The sequence below is a fragment of the Methanomicrobia archaeon genome (genome assembly GCA_016930255.1).
Taxonomy (GTDB): Archaea; Halobacteriota; Syntropharchaeia; order Alkanophagales; family Methanospirareceae; genus JACGMN01.
This window is the reverse complement of sequence record JAFGHB010000021.1, coordinates 1-14,652: the sequence shown is the minus strand read 5'-3', so window position 1 is coordinate 14,652 and position 14,652 is coordinate 1. Positions and strand designations below refer to the sequence as shown.

The 14,652-nt window shown below is 48.9% G+C and carries 17 protein-coding genes; 5 read left to right on the top strand and 12 right to left on the bottom strand.

All coding sequences use genetic code 11. From position 1 onward, the window contains the following. Positions 1–15: 15 nt before the first annotated feature. Positions 16–546, top strand: a complete 531-nt coding sequence (locus JW878_03160; GenBank protein ID MBN1762068.1) for a helix-turn-helix domain-containing protein — start codon at positions 16–18, stop codon at positions 544–546. Positions 547–558: 12 nt separating this feature from the next. Here JW878_03160 and phoU read toward each other — a convergent pair whose 3' ends face one another. The 9 genes from phoU to JW878_03115 all read right to left on the bottom strand — a co-directional run bounded on the left by phoU (position 559) and on the right by JW878_03115 (position 8,256). Beyond that, a complete protein-coding gene (phoU, locus tag JW878_03155) occupies positions 559–1,215 on the bottom strand; it encodes a phosphate signaling complex protein PhoU (protein MBN1762067.1) in 657 nt (218 codons plus the stop codon). Further along, positions 1,216–1,968, bottom strand: a complete 753-nt coding sequence (pstB, locus tag JW878_03150; GenBank protein ID MBN1762066.1) for a phosphate ABC transporter ATP-binding protein — start codon at positions 1,966–1,968, stop codon at positions 1,216–1,218. It lies immediately after the preceding gene. A 12-nt stretch (positions 1,969–1,980) separates the two neighbouring features. Further along, positions 1,981–2,832, bottom strand: a complete 852-nt coding sequence (gene pstA / locus JW878_03145) for a phosphate ABC transporter permease PstA (protein MBN1762065.1) — start codon at positions 2,830–2,832, stop codon at positions 1,981–1,983. After that, positions 2,829–3,704 carry a phosphate ABC transporter permease subunit PstC gene (pstC, locus tag JW878_03140; GenBank protein ID MBN1762064.1) on the bottom strand — a complete coding sequence of 292 codons (876 nt, stop codon included), beginning with the start codon at positions 3,702–3,704 and terminating at the stop codon, positions 2,829–2,831. Before pstC ends, pstA begins: the two co-directional genes overlap by 4 nt. A gap of 38 nt (positions 3,705–3,742) precedes the next feature. Then, on the bottom strand, positions 3,743–4,486 hold the full coding sequence (locus tag JW878_03135) for a metallophosphoesterase (GenBank protein MBN1762063.1): 744 nt from the start codon (positions 4,484–4,486) through the stop codon (positions 3,743–3,745). Positions 4,487–4,597: 111 nt separating this feature from the next. Continuing rightward, entirely contained in the window at positions 4,598–5,602 is a 1,005-nt protein-coding gene (locus JW878_03130) for a phosphate ABC transporter substrate-binding protein PstS family protein (protein ID MBN1762062.1), read from the bottom strand. A 144-nt stretch (positions 5,603–5,746) separates the two neighbouring features. Beyond that, positions 5,747–6,781 carry an inorganic phosphate transporter gene (locus tag JW878_03125; protein MBN1762061.1) on the bottom strand — a complete coding sequence of 345 codons (1,035 nt, stop codon included), beginning with the start codon at positions 6,779–6,781 and terminating at the stop codon, positions 5,747–5,749. Then, positions 6,781–7,584, bottom strand: a complete 804-nt coding sequence (locus JW878_03120; protein ID MBN1762060.1) for a DUF47 family protein — start codon at positions 7,582–7,584, stop codon at positions 6,781–6,783. Before JW878_03120 ends, JW878_03125 begins: the two co-directional genes overlap by 1 nt. Before the next feature lie 72 nt (positions 7,585–7,656). Beyond that, positions 7,657–8,256 (bottom strand): XTP/dITP diphosphatase, encoded by a 600-nt coding sequence (locus tag JW878_03115; protein MBN1762059.1) that lies wholly within the window; start codon positions 8,254–8,256, stop codon positions 7,657–7,659. A gap of 141 nt (positions 8,257–8,397) precedes the next feature. Here JW878_03115 and hypE point away from each other — a divergent pair, with 141 nt between their 5' ends. The 3 genes from hypE to JW878_03100 are packed head-to-tail and all read left to right on the top strand — an operon-like array spanning position 8,398 to position 11,836. Next, a complete protein-coding gene (gene hypE / locus JW878_03110) occupies positions 8,398–9,474 on the top strand; it encodes a hydrogenase expression/formation protein HypE (GenBank protein MBN1762058.1) in 1,077 nt (358 codons plus the stop codon). A 47-nt stretch (positions 9,475–9,521) separates the two neighbouring features. Beyond that, positions 9,522–10,892, top strand: a complete 1,371-nt coding sequence (locus JW878_03105) for a hypothetical protein (protein MBN1762057.1) — start codon at positions 9,522–9,524, stop codon at positions 10,890–10,892. 2 nt (positions 10,893–10,894) lie between these two features. Continuing rightward, positions 10,895–11,836, top strand: a complete 942-nt coding sequence (locus tag JW878_03100; protein ID MBN1762056.1) for an XcyI family restriction endonuclease — start codon at positions 10,895–10,897, stop codon at positions 11,834–11,836. Here the strand turns inward: JW878_03100 and JW878_03095 are convergent. Both JW878_03095 and hypA read right to left on the bottom strand, forming a co-directional pair. After that, complete coding sequence (locus tag JW878_03095) at positions 11,825–12,577, bottom strand: P-loop NTPase (GenBank protein MBN1762055.1); 753 nt, start codon at positions 12,575–12,577, stop codon at positions 11,825–11,827. The two genes, JW878_03100 and JW878_03095, sit on opposite strands and share 12 nt — an antisense overlap. A gap of 6 nt (positions 12,578–12,583) precedes the next feature. Beyond that, entirely contained in the window at positions 12,584–12,997 is a 414-nt protein-coding gene (gene hypA / locus JW878_03090; protein MBN1762054.1) for a hydrogenase nickel incorporation protein HypA, read from the bottom strand. Between the two features lie 227 nt (positions 12,998–13,224). On the opposite strand from hypA, the gene JW878_03085 reads away from it, so the two are divergent. Next, positions 13,225–14,214 (top strand): ornithine cyclodeaminase family protein, encoded by a 990-nt coding sequence (locus JW878_03085; protein MBN1762053.1) that lies wholly within the window; start codon positions 13,225–13,227, stop codon positions 14,212–14,214. 10 nt (positions 14,215–14,224) lie between these two features. Here the strand turns inward: JW878_03085 and JW878_03080 are convergent, their stop codons facing one another. Continuing rightward, entirely contained in the window at positions 14,225–14,629 is a 405-nt protein-coding gene (locus JW878_03080) for a cupin domain-containing protein (GenBank protein ID MBN1762052.1), read from the bottom strand. Positions 14,630–14,652: the final 23 nt, after the last annotated feature.

Sequence of the window (14,652 nt, the reverse complement as noted above, 5' to 3'; positions counted from 1 at the left end):
CTTATACTATACGGCATGACCATCGCTGAGGAGATCGTAGCCGAGATCTTCGTGCAGGATAAACCGCTCCCTGAAGTACTGTCACGAGCGATTAAACAGAAATTGGGACTGCGCATGGGTGACTTCAGTGAGAAATCGGGCATATCAGCAAGCACGCTTTATAAAATCCTATCGGGTGAGCGTGATCCGAATTTGCGCACCTTCCGACGGATATTAAGCACAATACAAGAGATAGAAGCCGACGCGGCAAGCAAGAAGCACAAATTTATTGGCATTATTGGTACGCGGGGTGTGTTAGACGAGATAGAACAAACGACAATCACCGTGGGCCGAGAGACTATGGACATCAAGGAATATGCGGTTACGGGCATCGAAGAGGCGATCATCAGGTCGATGCAAGCGGAACGGGACGGGGCATCCGCACTGGTCTGTGCCCCTATCGTCAGTTCCACGGTTGAGAAGGTCGTTACTATACCGGTCGCCACGATACGGCCAAAAACCAGCATTACGAGGGCTATTGAACTCGTGGCGAAGAAGATAAGCTGAACTGGTTAATGTTCATTCTAACTTCCGCCTCCTTCCGGTAACCATGTAAATAATCCGAGAAGCAATGTTACATGCATGGTCTGCTATTCGCTCCTGATGCAAGGCGATGAAGATGAGATGACTCGCATTGGTGATAGAGCGTGGATTTTCGATCATTATAGCCAGCAACTCCCGCCTAATCTGCCCGAACAGACCATCAACCATGTCGTCGCGTTGTGAAAAATCTTCCAATTTCTCTATCCGGTGCGATGAGAACGAATCAAGGCAATCAGCAAGCATACCCTGCGTTATCTCTGATATCCGCGGTATGTCTATCAGCGGTTTCGCATACGGCTCATCCGCGATTATCAACACGATCTCGGCAATATCACCCGCAAGGTCACTTATCCGGTCGAAATCCGTTATGATTTTTAAGCACGTTCCTATCATTCGGAGATCACCGGCCATGGGCTGTTGTAGCGCTAGCAGTTTCATACAGTGATTCTCTATGTCGAATTCTATTTTGTCTATTACACTGTTCTCTTCGATCAGCCTTGATGCCAAGTCTTTATCATGAGCGACAAGAGCTTTGATCGCGTTCTCCGCCGCCGCCGTAGCGAGCTCGCCCATTTTCAACACATCCGCTTTGAGCGTTTCTAATTCCGCTCTATATTCTTTTCGTACCGCCATTTAGCCGAACCTCCCAGTAATATAATCTTCTGTTCTCTTATCTTTTGGGCGCTCGAAGATCTCGTCGGTCTCACCAAATTCGATCAGTTCGCCCATGAGGAAGAACGCGGTAAAATCAGATGCCCGAGCTGCCTGTTGCATATTGTGCGTGACTATCACGATTGTATACTCACTCTTCAGTTCAGCCATCAACTCCTCAATTTTTGCAGTCGATATGGGGTCTAATGCTGAGCATGGCTCGTCAAAGAGGATGACTTCCGGATTCACCGCGAGAGCACGGGCAATGCATAACCGCTGCTGCTGCCCACCAGAGAACCCCAAAGCGCTCTCTTCTAACCGATCTTCGACTTCATCCCACAGTGCCGCTTTCTTCAGGCTCTCTTCCACAATTCCGTCCAAATTCTTGTTTCGCTGCCCGTGAATCCGCGGACCATAGGCGACGTTATCATAAATGCTCATCGGAAAGGGATTGGGCTGCTGAAATACCATGCCTACTTTCTTCCGCAACTGAATGACGTCCTCTTTTTCATTATATATATCCCTGCCGTCCAACAACACCTCTCCAGTCGTTTTCGCGCCTCTCAGCTCGTTCATCCGGTTCAACGCTCTGAGAAAAGTCGTCTTGCCGCAGCCCGATGGTCCGATCAACGCCGTTATCTTATTCGCTGCAATCTTTATGTTCACCTCTTTTAAGGCGTGCACTGTTCCATCTCTGTAATACACATTCAAACCCCTCGTTTCTATCTCACTCATTTTATTTGTCTCTTAACTTCTCCTCCCGCCGGTCAAACGCTTAATGTAGCGATTCCGAAGAACTAGCGCAAATACGCTTATCGACAAGAATAGTGCTATGAGCACGAGCGAAGCTCCAAAAGTAGCGGCGAACGCGGCTGACGTATGCCCCTGCGTAGCCAGCATGTATACATAAACCGGTAATGAGCCGACAGGGTCGAATACGGATCTCGGCAAGAAGGATTCCAGCCCCGAACCGGCGGTTAAAAGAACAACAGCAGTCTCCCCGAGCGCTTTTCCCATGCCTAACAAAACACCGGTGATAATTCCGGGATAGGCACTTTTTAGCACCACGCTCCGGATGGTTTGCAACTTGGTTGCTCCTAGCGCGAGGGACGCCTCACGGTACGCTTGAGGTACCGTCTTTATCGCTTCTTCGCTCGCTCTCACCGTCCATGGCAGAATCATGACCCCAAGTGCCAACCCGCCGGAGAGCATGGAAATGCCGAACCCAAGGTAATAGACGAGGAATATCAGTCCAAATAAGCCGATCACGATTGACGGTATGCCCGCCAAACATTCCACAAAAAACCGCACACTACTGGTAAGTCTATTATCAGGCGCGTATTCCGCGAGATAGATCGCCGAGGCCACACCTAACGGAACCGCGAAAAACAAACAGACGCAAACCAAACATAACGACCCGATGATTTGCGGGAATATACCGCCCTGTTCAAATCGATACGGTGATTCGAGCAAGAACTCGAGACTTATTGCGCCGATCCCATTCACGAAGATGTAGCCAACGACGATGAACAAAATAACCAAAGATATAAGCGCCGTTGTGCACAAACCCGCGGTTACAAGCTTCTCCTTGTTGTTCATCTGCTCCCGCTCCTCCTTACGCTCTTTCGTATGATCGCAGTGGTAATCGCATTGAGCAGCGCGACGATGATAAACAGAACAACGCCAAGGGCAAACAGCGCATGCTGGTGTATCGAGCCCCAGACTGCATACGAAATTTCGATTACGATCGTGGAGGTAAGCACACGTACGGGCTCTAACACGCCTGTGGGAATCCAGGGTATGTTTGGATTCCCAATAACCATCAGCACCGCCATGGTCTCACCGATCGCGTTGCCCATACCCAGAACCAGCGAAGCCAATATTCCGGAACGTGCATGGGGCAGTATTACTCTCCTAATCGTCTGTAAGTGCGTCGCACCGAGCCCAAGTGATGCCTCCTTATACGCCTCGGGCACCGCGCGAATAGAATCCTCGGATATGCTGATGACGTGCGGCAGAGTCATTATCGAAAGAATTATCCAGCCTGCTAAGATGCATTCCCCATAGCCGCCAATAGTATCTCTGATAAACACGACGAGCACCATTAACCCAAAGAAGCCGAGCACGATTGACGGTATCCCGACCAGCATCTCAATGCTTGGTTTTATGATGTTTCTGAACCATTCCGGTGATAATTCTGCCAGATAAATCGCTGCTGGTATTCCTATCGCAGCTGCGATCGCCAGTGCGCCAATGCCGACGATGAAGGTACTTATCACAATCGGTAAAATACCAAATTGATTGCGGGAAGGGCGCCAAGTCATCCCCGCGATGAAATCACCGCCAAGGGTTAAGGCAGGAAAGCCCTCCTTCAAGATGAATGCGATAATAAAGAACACGATAAGGATCGAAGAGAGCGCGCAGATGAAGAGCAACTTCTCTATTATCTTCTCCGCTAGCCGTCCCTTCATCTTTTCTGATTTAAAGGTGCGGACATCTTCCAAAACGCTCATTTCGCTCTTCTTTGCCTCTCCTCATCAAAAACCAGCTCCTGGCCACCACCTGAGTACATCCGGTATATCTTGATCGTTCCTTTTTGCGCATCTTCGAGTTCAAAGAGATTGAATGATTGCGGAATGCCCCATTTCACACGATCCGCGCACGCGGTACCCGCATTTGCTATGATCATCCCGTTCAGGTCCCAGATCCAGGGCACGTGTCTATGCCCACACAACACGAGGTCGACGTTGTATCTCATCAGCAACTCGAGTACGTCACCAGCATCAGTGAGTATATTTCGTTCTCGCCCGGTTTTCGGAACGGGAATTATATGGTGATGAAGTGCGACAACCTTAAAATCGTCAGTATCAAGGCTCTGCTCAAGCCATGCATACAGCTCCCGCCCTACATGGCCCTCATCGAGGTCCGGTTGAGTCGAGTCAATACCGACAACGGTTATCCCTTCGCTCCGCTCTACCTTTACCAGTGCTCCGAAAAACTCTTCAAAGCCAAGGTAGCCGACATTTTTCGCGTCATGATTACCAGGGATTATTACCTTCAGATCACATGCGAGCCGCTCGATATACCCTTTCGCCTCTTCAAACTCCGAAGTATAGCCATTATCGGTCAAATCACCGGTAACGACTAGAATATCCGGTTTAAGCTTATTGATCGTATCGATCACGTTTTCAGCCAGATCTGGCAGAAAGTGAGACCCACCAGCATGTATGTCTGAAAGGTGTACTATTTTCATTGCTCCTTTTCCAGCTTTCTATCACAAGAAAATAAAAGTAGTGGGGAAAAAATATCGCTCCACCTTTTTCCATTTTTCGTTTCTGGGACTCAATTTTGTGTGTTTATTTACTCAGTCATGCTTTCGTTTCAGCACGAGAGAGGCCACGGCAAGCAGTCCAGCTATCGCGCATACTGCTTCGAAGCCTGGCTCTTCAGGCGTTGGTGTTGTTAGCGGTGTTGCTGATGGTGCTGGAGATTTAGTCGGCGCTGGTGTTGGTGTTGTTGGTGCTGCCGGAGAGACCACTCGTAGGTAGCCCACATCTTCGACCACTTCTTGCCCTTCGCTGCTCAAAACGAAATCGATGAAGGTCTGTTCGAGTGCGCTCGGTTCTCCCTTTGTGATGAGATAAAGGTTCCTCGAAATTGGGTATACTCCGGAATGCACATTCTCGACTGTCGGCTCTACGCCATCAATCGTGACTGTTTTGATCGAGGAGTCAACGTAGCCGAGGGAGAGATACCCAATACTCCTGGAATCACTGCTCACCGTTGCGCGCACCTCACCGTTTGACGACTTTACCGATGCCGCGCCTGCTACTTCTTTGTCAAAGGGCGTCATCACGTAGGTCTCGAAGACTTCTCGTGTTCCTGATCCTTCTTCTCTCGTTAGCACCCGAATCGCAGCATCAGTGCCGCCCACGTCCTTCCAGTTCGTGATCTCGCCGCTGAAGATCTTCGCCACTTGTTCCAGTGTCAACTCGTTTACCGGATTGCTCGGGTGCAGTACGATGGCTACACTATCTTTTCCGATAGCCACTGGTTTCAGGTCCGGATATTGCTCCATTTCTGCAGCCTTTACATCGCGCGATGCCGCACCGATATCAATCTCGCCGGCACCGACCGACTTGACGCCATGGCCGGATCCACCACCCGATATGGATATTCGCAAATCAGGGTTCGCTTCCATGAGCAGCCGTGCGCATTCCTGATTGATCGGCAGTACCGTTGTCGAACCCGCGACGGTCAGTTCCCCGGAAAGGCCTGTTGGCGTCGCCGCGTGCATCGTTGGTATCAAAACTGTCACTACTGCTATCGCCACGAGTGCCGCTATCACTATCGCTTCATTTTTTCCCATTTTGTGCTCACTTCTAACTACCGGGTTTGATCTATATATAAATGTAGTAATAATCATAAATTAGTTAAAATTTATATAGTTTGAAGCAAAGGCTGCTATCTGTGGGTTTCTGAGCTTTCACGGCTGGATCATCCTTCATTGTCCTCACGTCCAAAACTGTATGAGCCAATATGATGCACCGCCATTGAGTGCGGAAATCGGAAGAGTAATCACCCATGCTGTGAACATTCTGCCAACTTCGGGCCAGCGGATTCTGTTGAGGCTTTGAAAAAATGTGCCGCCTATCACCGCAGAGCCCATAACGTGCGTGGTGCTGACCGGCATGCCGGCTAAACTCACCGCTACCAATGCGAGGCCCGCACCAGCTTCTGCTGAGAATGCGTGTCTTGGCGCCAGCTTCGTTAATCGCCACCCCATCGTCCTTATCACCTTTGAGCCCATCAAAAGTGTTCCGAGCGCCATGACAACGCCACAGATTATCCGCACCCACCAGGGCACGGGAAATTGACCTCCAGAAGGCGTGGCAAGGAAGCTGCCAGCTATTAGCGCTGCACTGATCACGCCCATCGCATTTTGTGTATCGTTCATGCCGTGACTAAACGACATAAATGAGGCAGAAATAGGCTGTAATTTTCTGAAGATCCTCGCTGTTGTTGGTGTGGGGGTATTTTTAAAGAAGAGGTACAGCATCCAACTGATGAACGAAAAGATAAAAGCTCCTGCTACAAATCCCAGAAAAGGACCGAGCGCGATAGCAAGAAATACTTTATCGGTCAGTATTTGCCACTGAATGACGCTCGTTCCTCCCGCCGCGAGTCCAGCACCCATGATTGCGCCCACCAATGAATGCGTTACACTGATCGGGATGCCGGCTGCGGTACAAATATAAGTCCAGAGTATCGCACCAATTAAGCCGCTGATGAGCACCAGGAGGAACACAGTGGTGGTCAGACCTATAGTCGAAACGATTCCCTTGCCGATAGTCTTCGCGACTTCGGTAAAAGCGAACGCACCAGCGAGGTTGAACACACTCGCCAGAACCAACGCCTTGAGCGGCGTTAACGCTTTGGTAGCAATGACCGTAGCGATCGCATTCGCACTGTCATTCGCGCCGTTCAGGAAATTGTAGATCAGTGCAAGGAGTATGATGATGATAACATAGATCGCCACAAGCTCCATCAGATGCCGCCCTTTAATCTAAAGGTCTCCAAAATGTTCGCCACGTCTTCGCAGTTGTCCATGGTATCTTCAAGGATATCCACGATTTCCTTGAGCAGCAGCCGCGTAAGCACCTCATTAGTATCTTCCGTCGGCGTGGTCATCAGTATTTTCAGCCATTTCCGGTTGAGTTTGTCCGCTTCGTTCTCCAATTCGTTTATCCTTATGCAGCACTCCTCTAACGGTATTTCACTGTGTCGTATATCGCGTAAACAGCACACAGCTTTCTTTATCTCTTCCGTGGCCTCAAAGATGATCGGAGCAAACTCACTTACCGGTTCCGGAATGGTGGGCCGCGTCGTAAACGCCAATCGCGCCACGGCCTTCTCCACACCGTCGATGATGTTATCAAGATTGTGCGCGAAATACCGGATATCGCCCTTCTCCTCAGTGACCCGCGTATGGTCATAAAACAGACCCTGGATGATTTGATGCACAATCGCGTCGCCTTCCCCTTCCAGTACTTTAAGCCGTCCTCTAACGTGTAAGAGGCTAGAGCTGCGCGAATCAGAGTTCAGCGAAAGAGGTTCGGAGGGACGATAATCGGCACCCAAATCCGCGAGCAATTGCGCGGTCTCCTCTGCTTTACCTGCAAGCTCCTCGAAGAAATCAAAAAATTTTTTGTTATGTGGTAAAAAAACTGACATATTGTGCAAGACCGAATTGACCAGAAGCGCTTTTAAAAACGGGGTAAATCCCAGCACTGCCGCCGTTTCACCCTTCTTCTTGGCGGTAAACCACTCCCGCGCCTTACCCTTTTTCATCCCTTGCACATAGAAAACTCAGAGGGTATTTAAACTTTTCGAAATTACCGTATCAACAATGATACTATATAGCTATGCGGTTTTTTTCAATACCTCACCGCTGTAAAAACCCAAAAATTTCTTGAACGCTCTACTGCGGTGCGATACGTTATTTTTGCCCTCGGCGCTCATCTCGCCAAACGTCACTCCCTCGACCTCGAATATCGGATCGTAGCCAAAACCGCCGTTACCTCGAATCTCCCCTGCTATGCGCCCCTCAACGGTGCCGACAAATAGAACAGGCACACTCTTGGGTGAATCACAGTATGCAACGACCGTTTTGAACGTAGCCCTGCGCTCGTCGCCCTTCTTATCAGTCATCAATTTCAGGATCCCTTCGTTTCCGATCGTTTTGAAGACGAAGGCGGAAAAAGGACCCGGGAAACCGTTTAAAGCTGGGATAATCAGGCCGGAATCCTCGAGGAAGAAGGGCTCTTTAATTCCCGTCTGTGCACGCACATAATTCGCACTTTCGCGCGCTACCGCTTCTATATCGTCAAGCTGGAGCTCAGGATAGTCATAATCGAGCTGCTCGATCGTTATCTCACTCGATTCCGACGCTGCCAGATCCGTTATCTCCCGTACTTTGTGCGCATTGGTGGTGACGAATATCAATCTCCGTTTTGAACCCATACCGGCGACTCCTACCTTTTGATGGTTTCTCTACTTAATATGCACTACTTCTTAATACTGCTCAAACTATAAGGTATTATCAAGAAGGCGAATAGTTGTTTGTTGTTTGTTTGTTCGTTCATGAGTGTACAGGGAATGGAGATGAAAGGCAGCATAAAACTGGAACACGGTGCAGGCGGCGAGGGGATGCATGAGTTGCTCAAGCTTGTGCTTCGCTACTTTGATTTTGACGGCCTTCGTACTGGCAACGGAGCAAAAGCGGCGATAGAGGTGCCGTTACAGGCATTGGACGACTCTGCCGTTGTTGATGATATCGTCTTCACGACCGATTCGCATACCGTGAAACCGCTCTTTTTCCCGGGTGGTGATATCGGAAGCCTCTCTATCGCAGGCACCGTCAACGATATCGCGGTAATGGGTGCGGAACCGCTCTGTTTATCGGTGGCGTTCGTTATAGAGGAGGGCTTTCCGCTGAGCGATTTCGAGCGCGTTTTGGCTGGCATGCGGCGGACGTGTGAGGAGGCTGAGGTCCCCATAGCCACCGGAGATACGAAAGTGGTTGAACGCGGCGCAGTGGAGAAGCTGGTGGTGAACACCTCCGCGATCGGCAGGCGAACCGCGGCTTTAGACCGGAACCTGGAGGAGGTGCGGAAGTACCGGGAACTTGATGCAAATTGGTTAACAGACTCGAATCTTCGCGATGGCGATCAGATAATCGTCTCTGGGTACGTCGGCGATCACGGCGTTGCGTTGCTCTCGTTCCGGGAGGGGTTCGAGTTTGATACGGAATTGAAATCAGATATAGCGCCGTTGAACAAGCCTATCCAGAAGATCTTAGAGGTTGGCGGTGTGGTTGCGATGAAGGATCCGACGCGCGGGGGGCTCGCGAATTTACTGAATGAGTTCAGTGAGAAATCGAACGTGGGCATCCTGATAGAGGAGGATAAGATCCCGGTACGGGAATCGGTTCGGAGCGCGTGCGAGCTGTTGGGAATAGATCCGCTGGAGATCGGCAACGAGGGAAAGATGGTTCTGGGCGTTGTAAAAGAGAAGGCAGACGAGGTGCTCGACGCGCTACGGGCAACGAAACAGGGAAAAGACGCTGCGATCATTGGCTCGGTGACAGATGAGCTCAAGGGCGTCGTTATGAAGACGCGCGTTGGCGGCAAGCGGATTGTCGAGACACCGATTGGCGACCCTGTGCCGAGGATATGTTGATAACGTTTTATGAAATAGCAGCATAGATAAGATTAAAGGAGATAGATATGAAAAACATCTCGCGAGAAAGGGAGTTAGCAGGCAATAATTCTCAACAGATGCTTTTTTATGAAGAACCAACGGCGATAGCAAGTCTTTACCCTCTTGGCTCAAGACGAGAAATAATCGAAAATAAATTCAAAGAGATCATACACGAAGAGTTACAGTTAGGCTCTAACGTTTCTTATGTAGGAAATAGAAAAATTCCCTTTTTGAGAATTTACAGGTACAAAGAAGCTTTTGCTTTCGATTTTGTAACGGAGTTTTTGAGACGGTTTGAAGCGGACTCCAGTGATTATGTGCTTGACCCATTTTCTGGACTGGGGACCACGATGTTCGTATCTTTGACTCACGGTATCCCCTCAGTGGGGATCGATAGATTGCCCATAGCTTATTTTATCTCAAAAACGTTGCCAGCGTTTTTTGTACTGAAAGAGAATGAACTGAAGAATATCTGGGCCGCTCTGAAACCACAAATACAAAAAAGCGAGCCTGCAAAAGTGGCATTAGATGTACCCATCATGAAAGTTGCCTTTGATTCTGAAACTCTTTTAGCACTCAGGAAACTAAAAGCCGCTATTGGGAGTTTGCCTTCACCCTATCATGATCTTCTTCTCTTCCTCTTCTTTTCTATTTTGGAAGAATGCAGCTTCACATCAAAAGACGGGCAATTTCTCCGATTAACGCGTGATAAAAAAACTTCCAATCCTATTGACGCAATGAACCGGAAAATCGCACAGGTGGAAGAAGATATCCACCGTATGAAACTACTCCATCATAATCCCGCAATAACAGAAGAAGTTATGCCTGATGTATTTCTTGGAGACACAAGAGATTTATCTGACATTAACTTCAAGAGGAGACCTACTATTATTATTACCTCCCCACCATACGCGAATCGTTATGATTACACGAGAACTTATGCACTTGAGTTATGTTTCCATTTTGTCAACAATTTTGATGAACTAAAAGCTATCCGTTTTGGTATTTTGCGGTCACATATTGAATCAAAAATACGAAAAGATGAAACTCCACCACACCAATTAATAAAAGAAGTGGTTGAAATTTTAGAAATGAAAAAACTCAACAATCCTAAAATACCGAGCATGATTATAACTTATTTCATAGACATGCAGAAGGTTATAGCAGAGTGGTTTAAAGTACTAGCTCCTGGAGCTAAAGTTGCTATGGTTGTGGACAATGTTCGATTTGAAGGTGAGTTGATACCCGTGGATTTAGTGCTTTCTGAAATGGCAGAGGAGGTTGGATTTGAGGTGAAGGAAATTATAGTAGCACGATATAAAGGTAATAGCTCGCAACAGATGAAGAAGTATGGGAGAGTCCCTGTGAGAGAGAGCATCGTTATGTGGGAGAAATAATTATGCCTTCAGAAAAAGAAAAAGAAAGTTGGACAATTGATCAGATTACGAAAAGTGAATTTTTTCATCAAAAACTTCATGAGTGGGGACTACTTGAAATCGCCTATGAACTTGAAAAGATAAAAGGAGAAGAGCTTGACTGGAATAGAACTAAGTTGGGAATTACTGAAAGAGCTTGGAAAAGAGCAATTCATCGAGGTATTAAACCTATAATAGTGTTTTCACATCCCGATGTGTTTATAGAAAATCCAAAACGAATTAGCTATTACAGAATGCTTGCGATGGTCTCACAGAAATCAATGAGCCGGGTAAGCTTGAGCATAACCCGATATGAAGGAGGAAAAGGTTTACTTACAGATGATAGTGCCTTGTCTATCGCAAAGCATTTGAATAAAATCGTCAGCATTCTGATTGAACATGATGAAAAGATAGATGCCAGAGAATTCGATATATGGCGAGGGATGGCTGCTGGCTCGCAGGCACAAGGTTCATGGCAAAATACCAAGGGAGATAAGGCTGAGATAGTTATCAAGGACTTAATAGAGAGAAGAATCCGCGAAAGAAAACTGTTGCTCGAAGAAATCGCTCATGGAAAAGGGGAAGTACTAAAACTACGAGCAGGGAAGAAAGTCATATTGGGAAATGAACCGGATATCGGGGTTTATAAAAAGGATCTTATCCAAATAGCCGTAGAAATAAAAGGCGGTATTGACCCTGCTGGTGTGCTCGAAAGGTTTGGAGCGGCATTGAAGAGCTTAAGACGTGCTAAGCAAGAGAACTCAAAATCAATAACGGTGTTGATAATGCAAGGAGTTTCGTTAACAACAAAAGCTAAAGAAGAAATCGCAAAAAGCAAGAGCATTATTGACTACTTTTTCACCATCGAGGACATAATTGGTGATGAGAAGGTTAGAAAAGACCTTTTCAAAATTCTAAAGATCTGAGTTCAACTGGAACTCTGGAGTATTCATGGCAATCGCTTTCAGACGTGTTGCCATGTCTGTTTCTAATAACGTATTTGCATCTCCGATCGAATCCTCAAGATCCATATCAAAATCTATATCTCCTAAGATCGGCACGTTGAATCCGTTCAGCTCGTCTTGCACCGCCGACGACTCCCTCATCTTCATATTCTCGATGACGCCGATAATCGGCTTATGCAATTCCTCGAGCATTTTGAGTACCTTCTTCACCGTTTCTAGTGCCACTTTCGAAGCGGTGGTCATCACCAGGAACTCAGCTCGCTTCAGCCAGCGTATAACGTCCATCGAAGCATCGCCAATGCCCGGCGGCATGTCAACAATGAGGAAATCAAGCGAGCCCCACTGCGTGATGGCGAGCAGCTCCAGCATCGCGTTCGTTATATCCTCGCCGCGCAGCGGTGCGGGCTCGTTACCGGTGAAGTAGATAATGCTCATAAATGATATTCCGTGCACCTCAGGCGGGATGATGCCGTACTCTTCCTTCGGATACACACTGTCTATGCCCAGGATCACGTGCGTTGACGGTGCAGACAGGTCCAGATCCAGCAGCCCGACCCGGTACCCCATTCGCGACAACGTCAGTGCGAGCAGCGACGAGGTCAAACTCTTGCCAATACCGCCTTTCCCGCCGGTTACCGCAATGATTCGCTTGATGCCTGATAATCTCCGGTCAATGACGCTCACACGCGGATCTGTTACCATTGCAACCTACCTCTTCCCTTTTATCGCTTTGAGCAGGACGCCGCGACCTTGGATAACCTCAAAATCTGGACTCTTACACGACGGGCAGCGGACATACACATGCGCAACCTCAGGAGCGAAATGAATCGCCTCGCCCTCGTCCTCGTTTACGCAGGTATCTCGATAATCCCATTCGGTTCCGCAAACGCGGCACTTGAAGATCGCCCGCTCCGTTTCCAGGCGCATCTTCGCGTTCGTCAGTAACGAGTCCTCATCGTGCGCTTTGGCTATTTCATCCAGGGCGAACTGGAACACTTCGAGCTCTATCTGCTGTAACTCACCGATCTGAACGGTTATTTCGCTGATCTCTTCCAGCCCCCCTTTTCGCGATTCCTCTATGGCCGTCTCGATTACCGCTTCTGCCAATGCCCATTCGTGCATGCTTCTACATCCCTTCCCTGCTTGTCATGTCACGGGTTTATGGTTAGTAGTATAAGTACACGTGGTTAAGTAATTCCGAATGCTGCGGGTTCGGAAGGACACGATTTGCAATGCTGAAATATTATCTTACGATACCAATAGATTTTAACACGATTATAACAGTAGTACTAGCAAGCAATCGAACGGGATCGTTTTTACGAGAATAAGGAATAGGAGAGAGAAGATATATGATCGTGCTTAAAGGGGAGGATGTGCGTATGGCACTGCCTATGGATGCGTGTATAGCAGCGATGAAACGAGCTTTTGCATCGTTTTCGGATGGTCGGGCTCAGGTACCGCTGCGTGCCAAGGTGGTGATACCCGCTCACGAAGGCGAGAGTCTGTTCATGCCTGCCTTCGTAGACGACAGAGAGGGCGAGGCGTTGGCAGTGAAAACCGTATCAGTGTTCCCCCGCAATGCACAACAAGGGTTGCCCACCCTACATGCTGCGGTATTGGTGCTGGAGGCCAGCACAGGTCGGCCGACGGGACTGCTGGAGGGAGGAACACTGACAGCCATTCGTACGGGTGCCGCATCCGGTGCTGCTACTGACCTCCTTGCTCGACCTGATAGTGTGGTTGCGGCCATTTTCGGCGCAGGCGTACAGGCACGCACCCAATTGGAAGCCATTTGTACCGTACGGGCGATTCAAACGGTCTGGGTATACGATCGCATCCAGGAGAGGGTGGAAGCGTTTATCAGTGAAATGGCTGGCACGGGGCCGATTCCCCGCGATTTACGTGCTGCTGCAAGTCCTCAGCAGGCAGTAGCTGACGCAGACGTGATTTGCACCGCGACGACCTCCGTTACCCCTGTTTTCGCTGATGCTGACCTCAAGTCTGGAGTGCATATTAACGGAATCGGCTCGTACACTCCGGATATGCAAGAAGTGCCTGCGGAGACCGTGTCGCGCGCACTCGTGGTGGTGGACTCGCGTGAAGCGGCACTCGCCGAGGCTGGCGATTTGATTCAACCCATCCGGCAAGGTACCATCTCGGAAGAACATCTCCACGCGGAACTCGGCGAACTCGTGCTCGGACGTAAGCAGGGCCGCACGCGGTCGGAGCAGGTGACCTTCTTCAAATCTGTCGGCGTTGCTGTACAGGACGCTGTTGCCGCGCGGTTAGCCGTGCAGAATGCTGAGGTTCAGGGTCTCGGTCAGCGTGTGGACTGGTGAGAGGTGGATTTCACACCAATTCTTCATCTTCGTGGCACCACATCGGATAAACGATGCACACGAATTTCAAATCAGAATCGCCCGTGTTTTGAATATGCTGTTTTGAGCCAGGCGGGATATAAACAGCCTGCCCAGAATGGAGTGTCGCAGTTTCGTCGTCAATAGACATCTTCCCTTTGTCATCCACGATATAATATACCTCTGCGGAGGTCTTGAGCCGATGAGGTCGTGTCGTCTCACCCGGTTTTACGAGTGCGTGCGCGATACTGAACCGAATTGCCAATTCTTTCGGTTCGTTAGCGGGATGCAGCAGTTCGCAGAGCGCGGTATTATCCAATGTGGTAAAATACGTGCAGTTTCGTATCTGCTTTCTTCGCTCGGTAGATCCAGCAGTCGCCCTGTCGATCTCCGTCATCATCTCCCGCGTCAACCTTCTTT

Coding starts and splice junctions, on each gene's coding strand:
- JW878_03160 (MBN1762068.1), top strand. CDS start 16: ATGACCATCGCTGAGGAGATCGTAGCCGAGATCTTCGTGCAGGATAAA.
- phoU (MBN1762067.1), bottom strand. CDS start 1,215: ATGGCGGTACGAAAAGAATATAGAGCGGAATTAGAAACGCTCAAAGCG.
- pstB (MBN1762066.1), bottom strand. CDS start 1,968: ATGAGTGAGATAGAAACGAGGGGTTTGAATGTGTATTACAGAGATGGA.
- pstA (MBN1762065.1), bottom strand. CDS start 2,832: ATGAACAACAAGGAGAAGCTTGTAACCGCGGGTTTGTGCACAACGGCG.
- pstC (MBN1762064.1), bottom strand. CDS start 3,704: ATGAAGGGACGGCTAGCGGAGAAGATAATAGAGAAGTTGCTCTTCATC.
- JW878_03135 (MBN1762063.1), bottom strand. CDS start 4,486: ATGAAAATAGTACACCTTTCAGACATACATGCTGGTGGGTCTCACTTT.
- JW878_03130 (MBN1762062.1), bottom strand. CDS start 5,602: ATGGGAAAAAATGAAGCGATAGTGATAGCGGCACTCGTGGCGATAGCA.
- JW878_03125 (MBN1762061.1), bottom strand. CDS start 6,781: ATGGAGCTTGTGGCGATCTATGTTATCATCATCATACTCCTTGCACTG.
- JW878_03120 (MBN1762060.1), bottom strand. CDS start 7,584: ATGAAAAAGGGTAAGGCGCGGGAGTGGTTTACCGCCAAGAAGAAGGGT.
- JW878_03115 (MBN1762059.1), bottom strand. CDS start 8,256: ATGGGTTCAAAACGGAGATTGATATTCGTCACCACCAATGCGCACAAA.
- hypE (MBN1762058.1), top strand. CDS start 8,398: ATGAAAGGCAGCATAAAACTGGAACACGGTGCAGGCGGCGAGGGGATG.
- JW878_03105 (MBN1762057.1), top strand. CDS start 9,522: ATGAAAAACATCTCGCGAGAAAGGGAGTTAGCAGGCAATAATTCTCAA.
- JW878_03100 (MBN1762056.1), top strand. CDS start 10,895: ATGCCTTCAGAAAAAGAAAAAGAAAGTTGGACAATTGATCAGATTACG.
- JW878_03095 (MBN1762055.1), bottom strand. CDS start 12,577: ATGGTAACAGATCCGCGTGTGAGCGTCATTGACCGGAGATTATCAGGC.
- hypA (MBN1762054.1), bottom strand. CDS start 12,997: ATGCACGAATGGGCATTGGCAGAAGCGGTAATCGAGACGGCCATAGAG.
- JW878_03085 (MBN1762053.1), top strand. CDS start 13,225: ATGATCGTGCTTAAAGGGGAGGATGTGCGTATGGCACTGCCTATGGAT.
- JW878_03080 (MBN1762052.1), bottom strand. CDS start 14,629: ATGACGGAGATCGACAGGGCGACTGCTGGATCTACCGAGCGAAGAAAG.